Below are 17,773 nucleotides of genomic sequence, written 5' to 3' on the forward strand. Positions count from 1 at the left end.
AAGGGTTGTTCGAGACTAGAACGTTGATAGGTTGGGTGTGTAAGCGCTGCGAGGCGTTGAGCTAACCAATACTAATTGCCCGTGAGGCTTAACCATACAACACCGAAGGGGTTTTGTGGACTCAATGGAAGAACATTGAATGTGTGAATGAGAACGAAGCAGCTTTCCGAATTAAGAAATTTGCTTGGCGACCATAGCGTTGTGGACCCACCTGATTCCATGCCGAACTCAGAAGTGAAACACAACAGCGCCGATGGTAGTGTGGGGTCTCCCCATGTGAGAGTAGGACATCGCCAGGCTTTGAATATTGTCTAACCAGACACGCTGCGGAGCGGTAGTTCAGTTGGTTAGAATACCGGCCTGTCACGCCGGGGGTCGCGGGTTCGAGTCCCGTCCGCTCCGCCACTTATTAAGAAGCCCTGCTAGTAATAGCAGGGCTTTTTTCGTTTTAGCAAAATAGCATTTTATTTTTTATCACTCTCAGTGCCGTCTTCTAAAAATCAATTCTACGCATACTTACATATTCACTCCTTGTAATCCGTAACACTCTGATTAGCTAGGGCTCGCTTAGTAGTCCGTAGTTTTACTTGGCGTCCTTCTTCAATAATCATTGAACCTGTTTGTTCAAACTTGTTCAGCTGACTCTAAGCTATTGTGTGATTATTTGTGTACGTGAATGACTTTCTTTGGGGTGTGGAGAGGCGCCATCAAACCTTCATTTGAATAGGGTCGCCAGCTTAAAGCTATCCATAGTGATATTTCACCATAGTTCAACAGCCTTAATTAGATCATATTTTTTAAATTGGTATTCCAGTAGATATAGAGAGAGGAGTAACAAAGTAAAGATAGCAAAAGCCGATGTTTTAGAACATCGGCTAGGGATAAAATTGATTTGATCAGTCATTACTGACAGTTTTCTTTCTACATTGACGACTTTTCAGCTTGTTTTGCTTTATCTATCAATGGGGTAATTGTTGAACCTTGAATAAGTATTGAGAACACCACGACAGCGTATGTCATAACAAGGATTATCTCTTTTACATCAATAAGCTTGTCTGGGATAACTAATATGCCGGATGGAATAGAAAGTGCCATTGCTAGTGCTAGCCCACCTCGTAGCCCTCCCCAAGTTAGTATCTTTATTGACCATGGGTTGTAGGAGCGGTAACGCTTGAAGCCGATGTAAGAGAAAAAAACGCTTAGATAGCGAGCAGATAAGACAAGAGGAATGGCGAAAGCCATCAATATCCAGTCCTCTTCATGGAATTTGAAGAGTAGCATCGACATACCGATAAGTAGGAAGAGCACACCATTCAAAAATTCGTCAACCAATTCCCAAAAGTGGTCAAGGTGTTCTTCACTTTCTTTTGAAAAGCCAATGAAGCGTGTCCAGTTGCCGATCATTATCCCTGATACAACCATAGCTAAAGGTCCGGAAACATGAATAACATCTGCAAAAACATAGCCAGCAGTCGGTATACCAATGGTTAAAAGCAGTTCCATTGAGTGATCATCGGTGGCGCTGATGAGGTAGTGGAATAATAGCCCAAGAGCTAGGCCATACAGGATGCCCCCCATTGCCTCTTGAATAAACAACATAGTTACACTACCTATGGTTGGTGCTTCCGTACCAAATGCAATAGTGAAAATGGTGACAAAGATAACCAAACCAAAACCATCATTAAAGAGCGATTCTCCCTCGATTTGGGTTGAAATACGTTTTGGTGCATTTAACTTTTTAACAATAGCTAATACGGCTATTGGGTCTGTTGGTGATATGAGTGCACCAAATAGCAGACAGTAAACGAGATCGAAGTGAATACCGATAAATTGACAGAAGGCGTATAGCCCAAAACCGATGAAGAAGGTTGAAAATAGCGTTGCGCCTAGTGCAAGAACCGCGATTTCCCATTTCTGATCTTTTAGGTTGGGTAATTTGATGCCTAGGCCGCCAGCGAAAAGTAGAAAACCGAGTATTCCTTTGAGCAGAAAATTTTCAAAGTTAATACTGTTGACGGTTTCTGTCGCTATTTGAGTTAGATGAAACCAATCATTTTGACCTGCAACTAAGATCAATAATGACAACATCATCGATCCTGCTGTAATGGCGATAGTGGTTTGCATATTGCCTATCTTACTGTTTAGAAAGGCAATCAACATTGCTGCTCCTGATAGGAAGCATAAAGTGTAATAGACAGACATTGTTTTCTCGTCGTGTAACAAAATATGAATGAAATTCTCCTTGGATGATGTACAAATAGCAAACACTTTTTAGCCATGATTGCAGATGTATCAAACGATAATTAAAGTGAAGTTTAGACGTCTAGATTTCTAATGGTTATATGATAGGATGAGCGAATAACCAAAAGGAATGAGGCTGTACTGTGGGAAGAGAAGTTAGAAGTCAAATTGAAGCTCAATTGCAACAGAGAATATTATTGATTGATGGTGGCATGGGCACCATGATTCAGAGCTATAAATTGGAAGAGCAAGATTATCGCGGAGATCGCTTTGCCCATTGGCCAAGCGATCTGAAAGGAAATAATGACCTTCTCGTCTTGACGCAGCCTCAGTTAATCAAAGAAATTCATAGTGCTTACTTGGAAGCAGGTGCTGATATCCTAGAGACGAATACCTTCAACGCGACGAGCATCGCAATGGCCGACTACGATATGCAAGCCATTAGCGATGAGATCAATTTCGCTGCTGCAAAACTTGCACGCGAAGCTGCTGACGAATGGACGGCGAAAACGCCTGAGAAACCTCGTTATGTAGCAGGAGTGCTAGGGCCAACAAACCGCACTTGCTCGCTCTCCCCTGACGTGAATGACCCTGGTTTTCGAAATATCAGCTTTGAGCAATTAGTTGAAGCTTACTCAGAATCAACACGTGCTTTAATTCGTGGCGGCAGCGACTTAATTTTGATTGAAACTATTTTCGATACTTTAAATGCTAAAGCCTGTGCCTTTGCGGTGGATTGTGTGTTTGAAGAGTTGGGTTACAAACTGCCCGTGATGATCTCAGGGACAATCACCGATGCCTCTGGTCGAACGCTTTCTGGGCAAACAACCGAAGCCTTTTATAATGCACTGCGACACGTTGAGCCTATCTCATTTGGTTTGAACTGTGCACTCGGTCCGGATGAATTGCGCCAATACGTTGAAGAGCTATCACGTATTTCCGAATGTTATGTCTCGGCTCATCCCAATGCGGGGTTGCCTAACGCATTCGGTGAGTATGATCTTGAAGCCGATGAGATGGCGCAGCACATCGGGGAATGGGCGCGAGCAGGATTCTTGAACCTTGTTGGTGGCTGTTGTGGAACCACTCCTGAGCACATTAGACAAATGGCAAAAGTGGTCGAAGGTGTGAAACCAAGAGCGTTACCCGATATTCCAGTGGCTTGTCGTCTATCCGGTCTAGAGCCGCTGACGATTACCAAAGAGAGCTTATTCATCAACGTAGGTGAGCGAACTAACGTCACTGGTTCTGCGCGTTTTAAGCGTTTAATCAAAGATGAGCAATATGATGAGGCGCTGCATGTTGCTCGAGAGCAGGTCGAAAACGGTGCACAAATCATCGATATCAATATGGATGAAGGGATGTTGGATGCGCAAGCTTGCATGGTCCGCTTTCTCAATTTATGCGCTTCTGAGCCGGATATTTCCAAAGTACCAATCATGGTTGATTCTTCTAAGTGGGAGGTAATTGAAGCAGGTCTCAAATGCATTCAAGGCAAAGGGATTGTGAACTCGATTTCCCTCAAGGAGGGAAAAGAGAAGTTTGTTGAACAAGCTAAACTCATTCGCCGCTATGGTGCTGCTGTGATCGTGATGGCGTTTGATGAAGTAGGCCAAGCGGATACCCGTGAGCGAAAACTTGAAATTTGTACCAAAGCTTATCGAATTTTGGTTGATGAGGTTGGTTTCCCTGCTGAAGATATCATTTTTGATCCCAATATTTTCGCGGTTGCGACTGGTATTGATGAGCATAATAATTATGCTGTGGACTTTATCGAAGCCGTGGCTGATATCAAACGTAATTTACCCTATGCGATGATTTCCGGCGGGGTTTCCAACGTCTCTTTCTCTTTTCGCGGTAACAACTATGTGCGTGAAGCGATCCATGCTGTATTCCTTTATCACTGTTTTAAAAACGGCATGGACATGGGTATCGTCAATGCCGGTCAGCTTGAGATTTACGATAACGTGCCTGAGAAACTGCGTGAAGCAGTCGAAGATATCATTCTCAATCGCCGCAGCGATGGCACTGAACGCTTACTGGATATTGCGGCTGAATATGCGAACAAAGGTGTCGGTAAGGAAGAGGATGCCAGTGCGCTTGAATGGCGTTCATGGCCAGTCGCAAAACGTTTAGAGCATGCGTTGGTCAAAGGTATCACCGAGTATATTGTTGAAGATACGGAAGAAGCTCGTCAAAATGCCACTCGCCCATTGGATGTGATCGAAGGGCCTCTCATGGATGGAATGAACGTGGTCGGCGACCTCTTTGGCGAAGGGAAAATGTTCCTGCCGCAAGTAGTGAAATCGGCGCGCGTTATGAAGCAAGCCGTTGCGCATTTAGAGCCCTACATCAACGCGCTTAAGCAAGCAGGTTCTAATAATGGCAAAATCCTTCTTGCCACAGTTAAAGGGGATGTACACGACATCGGCAAAAATATCGTTGGCGTCGTTTTGCAGTGTAATAACTACGAAATCATTGACCTCGGCGTTATGGTGCCATGCGAGCAGATCCTTAAAGTCGCGAAAGAACAGAATGTCGACATCATTGGGTTATCCGGCCTCATCACTCCCTCTTTAGATGAAATGGTGCACGTCGCCAAAGAAATGGAGCGACAAGGGTTTAAATTACCGCTTTTGATTGGCGGAGCAACCACCTCTAAAGCACATACCGCAGTTAAAATTGAGCAAAATTATCACCAGCCTGTTGTGTATGTGAACAATGCTTCGCGCGCAGTAGGCGTTTGTTCTTCGCTTCTTTCTGATGAGTTACGTCCTGCTTTTGTTGAAAAATTAAACATCGACTATGAACGCACGCGTGATCAACATCACCGTAAAACCCCCCGTACTAAACCCGTCTCATTAGAAGTGGCAAGGGCAAATAAAGCGGTTATCGATTGGGATAACTATACGCCGCCAGTTCCGGCTAAATTGGGCGTACATGTGTTTGATGATTTTGATGTGGCTACCCTTCGTCGTTACATCGACTGGACACCATTTTTCATGACATGGTCATTGATGGGTAAATATCCGACGATTTTTGAACACGAAGAGGTGGGAGAGGAAGCGCAAAGTTTATTCCATGATGCTAATGCATTGCTTGATAGAGTTGAGCGAGAAGGGCTACTCAAGGCTCGCGGTATTTGCGCTTTATTCCCGGCCGCGAGTGTGGGGGATGATATCGAAGTGTATAGCGATGAATCGCGCACCGAGGTTGCTCATGTTCTGCATCACTTACGCCAACAAACCGAAAAGCCCAAAGGTTATAACTACTGCTTGTCCGATTACATTGCACCAAAAGAGAGTGGTAAACGAGATTGGATCGGCGCATTTGCCGTGACAGGCGGAATTGGTGAGCGAGAATTAGCAGACCAATATAAAGCGCAAGGCGATGACTACAACGCCATCATGATCCAAGCGGTAGCTGATCGTCTTGCTGAGGCTTTTGCGGAATATTTGCATCAGCAAGTTCGTAAAGAAATTTGGGGCTATGCTGCTGACGAAGAGTTGTCGAACGATGATTTGATCCGTGAGAAATATCAAGGTATACGCCCAGCGCCGGGCTATCCTGCGTGTCCTGAGCATACGGAAAAAGGCACCTTGTGGGAGATGTTGCAGGTTGAGCAAACCATCGATATGTCTTTAACCACCAGTTACGCTATGTGGCCAGGTGCTTCGGTGTCAGGTTGGTACTTCTCGCATCCTGACTCTCGTTATTTTGCCATTGCACAAATTCAGCAAGATCAGATGCAAGATTACGCGCAACGTAAAGGCTGGAATGCGCAAGAAGCGGAAAAATGGCTTGGGCCGAATTTAGATTAAGTAATAAAAAACAGGTTGGCTAAGCCAACCTGTTTTTTATTCAGCGTGTTACTACTCAATGTGGTTTTATTGTTCAAATAAATCTTGATGAAGTTTCTGAATTGCCGCTTTAGAAACCGACTCGTGTAATAAAAAGCAGAGGTTGTGCGGGCTGGCACCATAGCAAATCATACGCAAATTGAAATCTTCTAAGGTGCTAAAAACTTGTTTTGCATAGCCTTTGCTTTCACTCATGTTGTTGCCGATCAGCGCAACTAAACACAGATTATGTTCGACTTCAACTTTACACAGCTCTTCTAATTCTAAGCGCACCGCTTGAGGCAGTTCAGGTGCTCCACCTGAGGTATCGGTTTTATCTAATGTTAATGAGACGCTGATTTCAGAGGTGGTGATCAGATCCACCGAAATTTTGTGTTTGGCTAAAATTTCAAACACCTTCGAAAGAAAGCCGTATGCGTGAAACATGCTAGCGCTGCGTAGCGTAACCATGGTTTGATTGCAGCGTAGGGTTAAGGCTCTAAATAAAGGTGAGCTTTCCACACGTTTACGGATCCAAGTGCCGCCTTTTTCAGGCTCTTTTGAGGAGCCGACAAACACAGGGATATCGTGGCGAAGCGCGGGCAGCAACGTCGATGGATGCAAAATCTTAGCGCCAAAGTTTGCCATCTCCGATGCTTCGCTAAAGCTTATTTCCGCAATCGGAGCGGCTTTAGGCGCAATGCGAGGATCGGTCGTATAAATCCCCGGCACATCAGTCCAAATCTCTAAGCCAGAAGCTTGTACCGCTTCGGCTATCAAGGCCGCAGAATAATCACTGCCGCCTCGGCCCAATGTGGTTGTATTTCCTTGTTCATCAGCGCCGATGAAACCTTGAGTTACCACTACGTGTTGCAGACAAAGTGGTGTTAACTTCTCTTGGGCTAATTGCTGGATCTGCTCTAATTGCGGTTCCGCCCGACCATAGTGATCATCAGTACGCAGCACTTCTCGAATATCAAAACGGATCGCATCCATGCCACGTTCACGCAGTAATTGCGTCAGAATGAAGGTCGACATTAACTCGCCACAAGCCACTAAGTGATCGGTCAGTTTTTTACTCGCTTGAAAAGAGGCCGCTTCTGCGACACTGGCCACCATATCTAAAATTGAGTGTACCTCTTTTTCAACTTGTAGCGGGTCGGCAAGTTTATCAATAATCGCATGATGAATATCAGCTAACTGTTTGATAATACTTAAGCGTTGATTGGCATCTTGTACGCCATTGGCTAATTCAACCAATAAATTCGTCACGCCAGAGCAGGCACTGCTCACGACTAATTTGGTCTCTGGATTATTTTCGATCACAGCGGCACAAAGGCTCATTGCTTCAAAGTTAGCAACGCTTGTTCCGCCAAATTTGGCGACATTGAATGCGCTCACGGCATTTCTCCCACGACTTCCTGAAATAAAAATAGTGTTGGTGTACCAACGTCCAATGTTTGAAGAGAGTTTTTCTAGAGCAAATAAAGAGGTGTTTTTATGATTGGTTTACCTCAGAAGCTCTTCATCAGGGTTGCTGATGACAGTTGAAGGGATTCAGCCCATTCAACCGATAAACCAAATCCACAACCTTGGTTTATCTCGGCACTGCTCCCCATTAATGTTTTGTTTTGGAGTTGAGGCTCCACAAAACATCTGCCTGGGCAGTGCTCCTCTTCTGCTAGATAGCTCATTCATTGAACGTTTTTGAACTGTTAATGTCAATCGCTAATTAAGTCCAAATGTAAAATAAAATTAACCAGAGTGTGACACTGGTTTGACCTCTAGACTTCGGTCGAATTGTTGCATCAGTGGATTTGTTTTACTCTGGGTATTCGTATTTGGCCGCAAGCAAGGAGCAACTATGTCCATTACCAGTTTTAACCCACCCCAGCGAATTTTGATGGGGCCAGGCCCGTCAGATATTTACCCTCAAGTATTACAAGCGCTGAGCAGGCCGACCGTTGGCCACTTAGATCCGCTTTTTATCCAGATGATGGATGAGCTAAAGCAGCTGCTTAAATACGCTTTTCAAACGGAAAATGAGTTTACCATCGCGGTTTCCGCGCCGGGCAGCGCTGGTATGGAGGCGTGCTTTGTCAACCTGATTGAGCCGGGAGATAAGGTCATCGTGTGTCGCAATGGCGTTTTTGGCGAGCGTATGCGCGAGAATGTAGTGCGCTGTGGCGGAGAGGCTGTGCTGGTGGATGATGAGTGGGGAGCCCCCGTTTCGCTCGATAAAGTCGAGCAAGCCATACAGGCTAACCCTGATGCTAAAATTCTCGCGTTTGTCCATGCAGAAACGTCAACTGGTGCATTGAGTGATGCGCAAGCATTAGGTTTGCTGGCTAAGCAAAACAACATGCTGAGTATTGTAGATGCAGTGACATCCTTAGGCGGCGTACCACTTTATGTGGATCAATGGCAGCTCGATGCCGTCTATTCTGGGAGCCAAAAGTGCTTATCGTGCCCTCCGGGTTTATCGCCACTGACTTTTTCAGCGCAAGCGATTGAAAAAATTCAATCTCGCACAACCCCCGTTCAAAGCTGGTTTTTAGATCAAAGCTTAGTGCTTGGTTATTGGAGCGGTGCAGGCAAACGCAGTTATCACCACACTGCGCCAGTTAACAGTTTGTACGCATTGCATGAAGCCTTGCTGGTGTTGAAAAACGAAGGTCTAGAGCAGGCGTGGGCACGTCATCGTGTGATGCATGACAAATTAAAGCTGGGCCTAGAAAAATTAGGATTTGAATTTGTCGTTGCTGAAGATTGTCGTTTACCGCAATTGAATGCGATCTATATTCCAGAGGGGGTTGATGAGGCTAAAGTGCGAGCACATTTACTCAATCAATACAACTTGGAGATCGGCGCAGGTCTTGGCGCTTTAGCGGGTAAAGCGTGGCGTATTGGCCTAATGGGGTATGGGGCGCGCAGTGAAAACGTGGCCTTATGCTTGCGGGCGTTAGAAGAGTCATTAACAAATTAGCAAAAAAACACATAAGGGAGCATTTGCTCCTTTTTAGTGGTGCTGATGCTGAACGTTGTTCGTTTCAGCATCAATCATAAAATTCATTTTTATTGTTAGCTCTTCCCTAGCGTGAGTGGAATACTCGTGATTGATGTCTTAAGATAAATTCTTCCGTTAATGGTTTAATTACTCCTATGAATATAAGTGGCATTTTTTGTATTTATAATAAATATACGATGCTAAAGTTTGTGGCCTAAATATTAGAACAGGTTTGGATGCTACTTTGTATTGTCATGGTATTGTAAAAAATGAACATTGTTCGATTGTTTTGGTTGACCATTATTTTATCTGCGTTAGGATAACCGCGCTGAGAAAGCATACTTATTATTAACTTTTTAGAGGTGCAATAGAAACCTATGGACTCGTCGAGTAGTCGATTATCCAAGTGTGGTATTTTCTGGTTAGTAGAAAAGCCTACGTTTTGTTGCCAACTTTTCATTTAAAGCCTCGCTTTTGCTAAGTTGGTATTCATACTAACGAAGCTCCTTTTCTTGTTCTCTCCTGTCAATATCACACTCTTTTTATAGAGTATCGTGTTTGTTTAAGTCGATCATATGATTTATTCAATACAGCGTTTCTACTGGCTAGAGCGTGAATGCTTTTGAATTTCTTGCGTGTCATCTGTACACCGCTAGAACTTTCGCAAGTACACGGCTTCTCTATTTGACTGACTTTATCTTCTCCTAACTTGCTTGTTCAAGGCGGGGAATGCTTGAGCTTGATGGTATAAGCTTATTGCAGCTCAGTTACGTGGATTTTCTGCATAATTTGGTTTCTTTGCCTTGATAGTTTCAAGGAGATACAAAGATGGTTATGTACAACACATCATTAGCTATGGGCAACCGGCTACCTGCTGCTCACTCTATTCAAACCGAAATGGATAACAACTTTATTTGTGTAGGCGCATCGCTATCTGTAGAGGCGGTGATTGCGATTCTACGCTCATCGTCCTTAACCGATAAGCGTTTAAACCTTATCTTTATCTCTGGTGATGCAGGTGAATACTTAGGATTTGTTTATTTAAGCAAGGTGGTGGTATCACAGATGAATATCATCATGAAAGATATTATGCACAAAAGCGATATTGCCGTATCGGCCTTAATGGATAAGGTTCAAGCTAGAAAGTTATTATTAGACAGTCATTTGCCTATGATTCCTATCATCGATAGTCGGAATCGAGTGATTGGCGCCTATTCTATATAATAAATATTAACAAACTTTAAAATAAGTCGCTCAACTTCACTAAATGAAATTTTAGTGAGATTGGAACAGTGTGCTTAAAATTTAAGTTATTCATTGAATACATTGATTCTAAAAATAAGCTTTAAAATTATTATGTTTATTTTTAAAGTTAAATATCGGCTGAGATATGATAATGAAATTACAAAAAATAGCGTTAGAACTCGCTGCGATTAATTTTAATCGTGACCCATTAAACTTAAATCAATTAATGGAACAGTATCCTATCGCTGATATTGCTCAAGTCTTCGCTGAGCAGTTGGCTAATCAGACCTTGAGCGAAGAGGATGTCTTTGAGCTGGTGCAATTGATGCCAATCGCTCGTCAAGCGGCGCTATTGGGGTATTTTTCTGAGCCTATCAGAGAAAAAGTGGTGGAGAGAATGCCGCTCGAAGCGCTTGCGAAAGTGCTTCAAGTTATGCCCCATGATGAAAGGGCTGACTTATATGCTCACTTGGATGAGACGCGCCAACCGCCGCTACTTGCTCTACTGGATCAACAAGAGCGGCAAGATGTACAACAACTTGCAGCCTACCCTCAAGGCTCGGTCGGCTCCATCATGACGACAGATTATGCGACGTTAAACGCCGATGATGATGTGCAGCAGGCTATAGCGCGTTTACGTGAAATGGCCAACGAGAGGGAAACCATCTATCAAGCGTATGTGATTGATAAACAGAATCGCTTACTTGGTACACTTTCGCTTAAGGATTTAGTGCTGGCACAACCAACCTCGCTTGTCTCTGACATCATGACCAAAGAGACAGTGTTTGTGCGAGCCGATGAAGATCAAGAGTGTGCAGCGCAAGCCATCAGTAAATACGATTTACTTGCGGTGCCTGTTTTTGATGAGCAATTTCGTTTGGTCGGTATAGTGACTTATGACGATGCGATGGACGTGGCCGAGCAGCAAGCGGATATGGATTTTCATAAAGTCGCTGCGGTTGGTTTTACCGGTAACCTTAAAGAAGCCAGCGTATGGCTAATGTACAAGAAACGTGTGTTTTGGCTGGTGTTGTTAGTCTTTGGTAATCTTTTTTCTGGTGCTGGTATTGCGTACTTTGAGGAGACGATTCAAACCTATGTCGCCTTGGTCTTCTTCTTACCACTATTGATTGATAGCGGCGGTAATGCAGGATCCCAGTCAGCTACGTTGATGGTTCGAGCCTTAGCCACTGGTGAAGTGGTGATGAAAGATTGGCTATCCATGTTGGTGCGAGAGTTAGGGATTGCGGCGTTATTAGGGGCAACAATGGCCATTGCTGTTTCTTTATTGGGTTTTTGGCGAGGCGGCAGTGATATCGCTTTTGTCGTTGCGGTAACGATGCAAATTGTGGTGATTATTGGTTGTGTTGTTGGAATGCTCCTTCCGTTCATTCTGAATAAGTTTAAGCTCGATCCTGCGTCAGCCAGTGCTCCGTTGATCACGACCATTGCGGATTCTATCGGGGTGATCATCTATTTCAGCGTTGCTACCATGGTGTTGGATTTTCCACCAGTGACGTAAGCCACTCATCTGGCAGTGAGATCTACGGGTTGGAGTGTGAAATAAGCCCAACGGTCAAAAGCTTTCTCTATTTTTGGGAAAGCTTTTTTTATGAATAAGGCTCATATGCTTGATTTAATTGGCAGACGAACGATCAGCCGAACTGGTTGGCGGACTATACTGCACCTCACTGAAATCCATATTGGGGAACAAAAATGCGGCTTCGGAGCGAATTTGCTCGGCGCGGCTTTCGTCACCAATACCTTGGTAAGCCAAGATCAGATTATTGTAAAAAGCAGGACGCGGTTTATGTTTTATGATGGCCAATGACCAGTCGATGTATGGCGTAATCAATTTAGGATCTTGATTATACAGGCCAATGTTGAGGTAAGTGCTGTAGACATCCCAATCAAAACGGTCTTTCCAAACCACAGGGTTCGTCACCTTTTGTAGGATATCCGGGTTCTTGGGTTGAGATTTCTCAAATTGGGTAAGCACGTAATTACTGTGCAGTGCGCTGAGCATATAAAAGCCAGTCAAAATCGGCACTACTAAACTCAATACTCGAAACAGGGATTTACTGATAAGGCCAAAAGGGGCCGAACGGTATTTAGCCACGCGTTGATCAACCCAAAAAAGCAGAATAATGAAGGTTATCCAATGAATGGCAGAATGGTAAAATGGGTATTCGAGTTGGCTGTGCAACACGATAGGGATGAAAAGGGCGAACATCGCAAGCCTGGTCCCTTTCTTGGCCGAATACATCCGCATGAGCACGAAAAGCATGGCCAGTGTGATCCCTAGAACAGGTAACAAACCGCCTTCCACCGCCCAGAATAGTAATTCATTATGAGGATGATCCATCGACGCCAACCCCGGTTGGTAGCTAGGGTTTAATTGGTGTTGCCTTGCGGTATAAAGCAAATATTCAGATTCAAACTTGCCATAGCCATAACCCGTGAAGGGTTTTTCTATGACCATATCGATGGTTTGAGGAAAGGTATAACGGCGAGGGCTCTCTAAATCAGCCTTATTCTCTAGAAAATCGCCCGTGCCTTGGGAATAGACAGCGACAAACCCTAAAGCAATACCCAATAGCGTTGCAGCGCTCCATCCCCAAAATCGTTTAGGCGTCGAAAATTTAAATAGGTAAGGCAGAACAAAAAGCGTGCCGAGTACCGCACCAATCCAGCCAGTGCGCGAGGCTAATATCACCAGCAATGGTGCAGTGAGCAGTGGAGTGACATAAAGTAGGCTCACTTCGCTAACATGCTGATTGTACTTTTTCGGTTGACGAGCCAGTAAATAGCCGGACATAACCAGCCCTGTCGCGAGAAAGCTTGCCATCACATTCGGTTGCTGAAAAATGCCGTAAGGGCGGTTGATGAGGGTGTTGTAGCCAAAAATATTATCGGGTGAAAGCAAAAAGTATTGGTACAGACCAAATAGAGTTTCAATCAATACCGCGAGTACGATAAACCAGAGTAATCGCTGCTTATGTTTGTTACTAAAACGAAATTGTTGCAGCAATACAAAAAAAAGCAGCCCAGTCCATAGTCCTAACATTCGACTCAGCGACGACTCAATTTGAGCATTCGTATAAAGCAGCGGAATCGTCATGATGGTACAACTGATGAAAAGACCGATGGTCAGTTTGGAATAGCGTAACCTACGGTTAGATGCGAGTTGATACAGACCTAATGAGAGCGTAAAACTAAGGGCAAGCCAAGTGGTTGGATTAAAAGATAAAGCCAGACCTGAGCCACCAGGGTTGGGCATAAAAAAATGCATTGCCAGTAAATAGAGAATGCCAATCGAAAGCAAAAAGGGTTTGTTTAAGGGGATGGCGGGTGTTTGTGCTTCAAGTTGTGTACCGCTTAGATGCAATGTTGCCATAGGTCTCGCGTTCCAATTAAAAGAAACCAGCAACCACTTGCTGGTTTCTTTACTTTACCGTTTTTTTCTATTTCAACATAGGCTTAAGAAAGCGTGCTGTGTGTGAACCTTCGATCTGCGCCACATCTTCGGGCGTTCCTTGAGCAATAATTTCGCCGCCGCCTTGTCCACCTTCTGGCCCTAAGTCGATCACCCAGTCTGCGGTTTTAATCACATCTAAGTTGTGTTCAATCACCACCACGGTATTGCCGTGGTCGCGTAGGCGATGCAGTACGGTCAAGAGCTGTTGGATATCATGGAAGTGTAAGCCAGTCGTTGGCTCATCCAAAATGTACAAGGTTTTTCCTGTATCGCGCTTTGATAGTTCACGAGCCAGTTTGACGCGTTGAGCTTCGCCCCCTGACAATGTCGTCGCCGCTTGTCCGAGGCGTATGTAGGATAAACCCACGTCAATCAAAGTCTTGAGTTTGCGAGCGATCATCGGTACGGGCTCAAAAAAAGCGTAAGCATCTTCGACGGTCATCTCCAACACTTCATCAATCGCTTTGCCTTTGTAGCGGACTTCCAATGTTTCACGATTATAGCGTTTGCCCTTACACACATCGCATGGCACGTAAACATCGGGTAAAAAGTGCATTTCAACCTTAATCACACCATCACCTTGGCATGCTTCGCAGCGTCCACCGCGTACGTTAAAGCTAAAACGACCCGGTTTATAGCCTCGAGAGCGAGACTCTTGAGTGCCTGAGAATAGCTCACGGATCGGTGTGAAAATGCCCGTATAGGTGGCCGGGTTTGAGCGGGGAGTTCGGCCTATCGGGCTTTGGTCAATGTCGATGACCTTATCAAAATGCTCTAACCCTTTGATTTTTTGATATGGAGCAGGCGTTGCTGTGGTGGCTCCATTTAAGGCCGTATGAGCAATTTTAAAAAAGGTATCATTAATTAAGGTTGATTTACCGGAGCCTGAAACTCCGGTTACGCAGCTAAATAAACCAACAGGAATTGATAAATCAACCGTCTTGAGGTTGTTACCCGACGCGCCGATAAGCTCCACCGTTTTCTTGGGATCTCTCGGGGTACGCACGGTAGGAATCGCAATTTTTTTCGCGCCGCTCAAGTACTGCCCTGTGAGCGAATTAGGGTTGGAAATAATGTCATTCACATTCCCTTCTGCGACGACTTGCCCACCATGCACACCAGCGCCGGGGCCAATATCAATTACATGATCGGCCATACGAATGGCGTCTTCGTCATGCTCTACAACCAATACCGTGTTGCCTAGATCGCGCAAATGCGTGAGCGTTTTTAATAGCCGTTCGTTATCACGCTGGTGGAGCCCAATCGATGGCTCATCTAAGACGTACATTACCCCAACGAGTCCAGCGCCAATTTGGCTCGCTAAGCGAATCCGTTGTGCTTCGCCTCCTGACAGGGTTTCAGCACTCCGAGAAAGGTTGAGATAATTCAACCCAACGTTGACGAGGAAATGCAAACGGTCATTGATCTCTTTCATTACTTTTTCAGCAATTTGTGCTCGTTGGCCTTCTAAATCAAGAGATTGGAAAAATTGCAAGGCATCGGCAATGCTCAGTTCCACCACTTCCGGGAGTGCGGTGTCATTGATAAATACGTTGCGAGCTTCGATGCGTAAACGGGTGCCATTACAACTGGTACAAGGTTTGGTCGAGATGTATTTCACCAAATCTTCACGGACAGAGTTAGATTCTGTATCGCGATAACGCCGTTCAAGTGTATTGAGAATGCCTTCAAACGGATGGCGTTTAACCCGAATATCACCACGATCATTAATGTAGTTAAACTCAATCTCAGTTTTCCCCGAGCCTTTCAAGATGATTTCCTGAACCTTTTTAGGCAGTTTGTTAAATGGGGTGTGTAAATCAAAATCATAATGCGCAGCGAGTGACGTGAGCATCTGGAAGTAGTAGTAATTTTTCTGATCCCAGCCACGAATCGCTCCTTGCGCGAGGCTGAGTTGGCTATCTTGGATAACGCGTTCAGGGTCAAAATATTGTTGTACGCCTAAACCATCACAGGTGTGGCATGCGCCCGCTGGGTTATTAAATGAGAACAGCCGAGGCTCTAACTCCTGCATACTGTAGCCACAGTGTGGACAAGCAAAATTGGCTGAGAATACAATCTGTTCGCCTTCACCATCCATATCAGTAACCACAGCAATACCGCCTGACAACTCGAGCGCTGTCTCAAAGGATTCGGCTAGGCGCTGCTGTAGGTCAGGACGAACTTTAAAGCGATCAACCACCACTTCAATGGTGTGCTTTTTGTGCAGCTCAAGGGTTGGTGGATCAGTCAGATCGCACGTTTCACCATCAATGCGGGCACGGATAAAACCTTGCGCGGCCAAGTTTTCCAGCGTTTTAACGTGTTCACCTTTGCGCTCTTTCACAATCGGTGCAAGCAGCATCAGTTTTGAACCTTCAGCTAACTCCAATACTTTATCAACCATCTGGCTGATGGTTTGGGCGCGAAGTGGCACTTTGTGCTCAGGGCAGCGCGGCTCACCGACTCGCGCATAAAGCAGACGCAAGTAGTCATAAACTTCGGTAATGGTGCCAACCGTAGAACGAGGGTTATGCGAGGTTGATTTTTGTTCAATAGAGATAGCCGGTGAAAGACCTTCAATATGGTCAACATCCGGTTTTTCCATCAAAGATAAAAATTGGCGTGCATAGGCAGACAGCGATTCAACATAGCGGCGTTGGCCCTCTGCGTAGAGTGTATCAAAGGCGAGAGACGACTTCCCCGAGCCTGATAGCCCTGTAATCACCGTTAGTTTATCGCGTGGAATGGTCAGGTTGATATTTTTCAGGTTGTGGGTTCGAGCGCCCCTAACTTCAATTTTGTCCATCATCTAGGCTCTATGTAACACAAGTTAAGCAAGTATTGCATAGTGTGAGTTTTGTGCAAATAGGTACTGGATAAAAAAACAGTAAATAAAAACCACGGGACTTGCCGTGGTTTTTATTGGGGAGGCGCTAGGTTACTAAGGCATTAGGTGACTAACGCATTCGGTTACTTAAGCTTTATGAGTCGAATGTTTATCCAACGCGACTTTTTGTTCGTTCTTTTTGTACATGTTTTCAAAGCAGTAGTTAGTGGCTTCGATATAGCCTTCTACGCTACCACAGTCAAAGCGTTGGCCTTTGAATTTATACGCCAATACACAGCCTGATTGCGCTTGTTTGAGTAGCGCGTCGGTAATTTGAATTTCGCCACCTTTACCCGGCTCTGTTTGCTCAATCAGATCAAAAATATCTGGGGTTAAAATGTAGCGACCAATGATGGCTAAATTGCTTGGTGCGGTGCCTGGTTCTGGTTTTTCAACCATGTCATCCACTCGGAACAGATCGTCTTTGATCATTTCACCGGAAATAACACCGTATTTATGTGTTTCATTTTCAGGCACTTCTTGAACGGCAACAATTGAGCAGCGGAACTGTTTATACAGAGCGACCATTTGTGCCAAAACCCCTTTTTCTTGATTGACACATAAGTCATCGGCCAGCACCACCGCAAAAGGTTCATCGCCGACTAACTCTCGACCCGTTAAAATCGCATGGCCTAAACCTTTCATTTCACGTTGACGAATGTAGGTGAAGTTGGCGGTATCAATGATTTCACGAATATCAACCAGTAGCTCTTCTTTGTTGGTGCCACTAATTTGATGCTCTAGCTCATAGTTTTTATCGAAGTGATCCATGATCGAGTGTTTTCCACGCCCAGTCACAATACACATCCCGGTCATTCCAGCTTGAATCGCCTCTTCAACACCATATTCGATCAAGGGTTTATTGACGACTGGCATCATCTCTTTAGGCATTGATTTGGTCGCTGGAAGAAAACGTGTACCGTAGCCAGCGGCTGGGAATAGGCATTTTTTGATCATGCTATAACCTTATTTTTATTTGAATTGTTAATTGATGGCGCAACCTTATCATGCTTTATGAAACGCTATCACCACTAAAGCGGTGAACTCAGTTAAATTCTGCGTGAAAGCACATA

General features: G+C 44.7%; 9 protein-coding genes, 1 tRNA gene, 2 rRNA genes and 1 riboswitch. Of the genes, 7 read left to right on the forward strand and 5 right to left on the reverse strand.

Annotated features, from left to right (window positions below):
* The 3 genes from AACQ75_RS15745 to AACQ75_RS15755 form a co-directional block, all read left to right on the forward strand.
* Positions 1 to 96: ribosomal RNA gene (locus AACQ75_RS15745) — 23S ribosomal RNA — on the forward strand; the annotation flags it as partial.
* Positions 97 to 183: 87 nt separating this feature from the next.
* Positions 184 to 299, forward strand: a 5S ribosomal RNA gene (gene rrf / locus AACQ75_RS15750).
* Positions 300 to 328: 29 nt separating this feature from the next.
* A tRNA-Asp gene (locus tag AACQ75_RS15755) sits at positions 329 to 405 on the forward strand.
* Between the two features lie 516 nt (positions 406 to 921).
* Here AACQ75_RS15755 and AACQ75_RS15760 read toward each other — a convergent pair.
* Positions 922 to 2,202, reverse strand: a complete 1,281-nt coding sequence (locus tag AACQ75_RS15760; RefSeq protein ID WP_026027845.1) for a cation:proton antiporter — start codon at positions 2,200 to 2,202, stop codon at positions 922 to 924.
* A gap of 182 nt (positions 2,203 to 2,384) precedes the next feature.
* Between AACQ75_RS15760 and metH the strand changes: the two genes are divergently transcribed.
* On the forward strand, positions 2,385 to 6,062 hold the full coding sequence (metH, locus tag AACQ75_RS15765; RefSeq protein ID WP_170889034.1) for a methionine synthase: 3,678 nt from the start codon (positions 2,385 to 2,387) through the stop codon (positions 6,060 to 6,062).
* A gap of 66 nt (positions 6,063 to 6,128) precedes the next feature.
* Here metH and lysC read toward each other — a convergent pair whose 3' ends face one another.
* Complete coding sequence (gene lysC / locus AACQ75_RS15770; RefSeq protein ID WP_170889035.1) at positions 6,129 to 7,481, reverse strand: lysine-sensitive aspartokinase 3; 1,353 nt, start codon at positions 7,479 to 7,481, stop codon at positions 6,129 to 6,131.
* Between the two features lie 109 nt (positions 7,482 to 7,590).
* Positions 7,591 to 7,766: riboswitch (Lysine riboswitch) on the reverse strand.
* Positions 7,767 to 7,944: 178 nt separating this feature from the next.
* On the opposite strand from lysC, the gene AACQ75_RS15775 reads away from it, so the two are divergent.
* From AACQ75_RS15775 to mgtE, 3 genes are all read left to right on the forward strand, one after another.
* On the forward strand, positions 7,945 to 9,066 hold the full coding sequence (locus AACQ75_RS15775; RefSeq protein WP_170889036.1) for a pyridoxal-phosphate-dependent aminotransferase family protein: 1,122 nt from the start codon (positions 7,945 to 7,947) through the stop codon (positions 9,064 to 9,066).
* Between the two features lie 849 nt (positions 9,067 to 9,915).
* Complete coding sequence (locus AACQ75_RS15780) at positions 9,916 to 10,311, forward strand: hypothetical protein (protein WP_017050669.1); 396 nt, start codon at positions 9,916 to 9,918, stop codon at positions 10,309 to 10,311.
* 166 nt (positions 10,312 to 10,477) lie between these two features.
* Positions 10,478 to 11,854 (forward strand): magnesium transporter, encoded by a 1,377-nt coding sequence (gene mgtE, locus AACQ75_RS15785; RefSeq protein ID WP_094128230.1) that lies wholly within the window; start codon positions 10,478 to 10,480, stop codon positions 11,852 to 11,854.
* 114 nt (positions 11,855 to 11,968) lie between these two features.
* Here the strand turns inward: mgtE and AACQ75_RS15790 are convergent, their stop codons facing one another.
* From AACQ75_RS15790 to galU, 3 genes are all read right to left on the reverse strand, one after another.
* Positions 11,969 to 13,762: a PglL family O-oligosaccharyltransferase gene (locus tag AACQ75_RS15790; protein WP_094163359.1), complete on the reverse strand. Its 1,794-nt coding sequence runs from the start codon at positions 13,760 to 13,762 to the stop codon at positions 11,969 to 11,971.
* Between the two features lie 34 nt (positions 13,763 to 13,796).
* Positions 13,797 to 16,619, reverse strand: a complete 2,823-nt coding sequence (gene uvrA, locus AACQ75_RS15795) for an excinuclease ABC subunit UvrA (RefSeq protein ID WP_026029161.1) — start codon at positions 16,617 to 16,619, stop codon at positions 13,797 to 13,799.
* A gap of 168 nt (positions 16,620 to 16,787) precedes the next feature.
* Complete coding sequence (gene galU / locus AACQ75_RS15800; RefSeq protein WP_013857894.1) at positions 16,788 to 17,657, reverse strand: UTP--glucose-1-phosphate uridylyltransferase GalU; 870 nt, start codon at positions 17,655 to 17,657, stop codon at positions 16,788 to 16,790.
* Positions 17,658 to 17,773 lie beyond the last annotated feature (116 nt).

Origin of the sequence: Vibrio sp. B1-2 (assembly GCF_963888445.1) — a bacterium.
Classification (GTDB): Bacteria; Pseudomonadota; Gammaproteobacteria; order Enterobacterales; family Vibrionaceae; genus Vibrio; species Vibrio anguillarum.